The organism is Rhodococcus sp. EPR-157 (assembly GCF_001647195.1).
Classification (GTDB): Bacteria; Actinomycetota; Actinomycetes; order Mycobacteriales; family Mycobacteriaceae; genus Rhodococcoides.
Map to the genome: position 1 here is coordinate 1 of NZ_LVCV01000580.1, position 1,585 is coordinate 1,585.

The window sequence follows — 1,585 nt, forward strand, 5'->3', positions numbered from 1 at the left end:
CCCTGCGTGTCAGGGTGAGGTGAGTCCACTGGTTCATAGCAACCCGGCCTGATGCAGGGCGAGATACGGATCGACACACATCATGACCATCACCACGACCATCCCGATCAGCAGCGACAATGAACGGATGGATTCAGTACATCCGCGAGCAGACGGACCACGACGGCGACGCACCTTCACCGCCGCCGAGAAGGTCGAGCACCTCCGCGCCTACGAGCACGCCTGCGAGAGCGGCGACGGCGGTGCGTACCTGCGCCGCGAGGGCCTGTATTCCTCGTTGATCAGCGAATGGCGCAAACACCGCGACGCCGGCGTCCTCGCCGACAAGAAACCAGGCGAGAAGGTCGGAAAACTCACTCCGGAGCAAGCAGAAATTGCCCGTCTCACCCGTGAACTGACCCGCGCGAACAAACGACTGAACACCACCGAAGCTGCACTGGACATCATGGGAAAAGCACACGCGCTCTTGGAGTCTCTCTCCGAGAGCGCGGATTCGGACGAGAAGAACAACAAGCGATGACCGCTGCCTACACCGACCTGACAGGCATCGGAATCAGCTCGCGCGAGGGCAGCACCCTGACCGGACTGCACCGCTCGACAGCCACCCGTCGCCGCACAGCCGCGACCGCACCCACTCCTGCAGTGACCGGCCAACCTGTACGTGAACCGGTCAACAAACTTTCGACCGGTGAACGTCTACACATCCTCGACGTCCTGAACTGCGACCGATTCGTCGACCTGGCACCGTTGCAGGTCTACTCTCAGCTGCTCGATGAGGGCATCTACCTGTGTTCGGTCTCCACGATGTACCGCGTGCTGCACGACAACCGTCAGGTCAGCGAACGGCGACGACTGGCGCGGCATCCAGCGCGAGCGTGCCCGGAGCTGGTGGCGACCGCGCCTCGGCAGGTGTACTCCTGGGACATCACCAAACTCGCCGGCCCGGAGAAGGGGAAGTATTTCGATGCGTACGTGATGATCGACATCTACTCCCGTTACATCGTCGGCGTTCACGTCCACAACCATGAATCCGGTGTACTGGCAAAGGAATTGATGGAACAGATCTTCGCGGTCCATGGTGTCCCACATGTGGTGCACGCGGACCGCGGCACATCCATGACCAGCAAAACCGTCGCCGCACTCTTGGCTGATCTCGAGGTCACCCGAAGTCATTCCCGGCCGAGGGTGTCGAACGACAATCCGTACTCCGAGTCGTTGTTCAAGACGTTGAAATACGGTCCGGGCTTCCCGGATCGGTTCGGATCACTCAGCGAAGCAAGGGAATTCATGATCAGATTCGCTGACTGGTACAACCACGAACACCGTCACACCGGGATCGGATTGCACACTCCCGCCGACGTCCACTACGGCCTCGCCGAAAGCAAGGCAGCCGAACGCCGTGCAGTCCTCGATGCCGCACGTGCGGCATATCCGCATCGTTTCGGCACCACCACAACACCGAAGATCCTTGCGCTTCCCGATGTCGCGTGGATCAACAAACCCGCCGAACCAGCCGACACCGACCAGAAGCAACATTCGGTAGCGGCCTAACACCCACTGGACTCACCCGCCTTGACAAATTCCG

The 1,585-nt window shown here is 60.8% G+C and carries 1 protein-coding gene; it reads left to right on the forward strand.

Going from position 1 to position 1,585, the window contains the following annotated elements; all coding sequences use genetic code 11:
- Positions 1-127: 127 nt before the first annotated feature.
- A protein-coding gene (locus A2J03_RS25410) for an IS3 family transposase (RefSeq protein ID WP_442971412.1) occupies positions 128-1,551 on the forward strand; the annotation gives its coding sequence in 2 pieces (ribosomal slippage) (positions 128-472 and positions 475-1,551; 1,422 coding nt in all).
- Positions 1,552-1,585 lie beyond the last annotated feature (34 nt).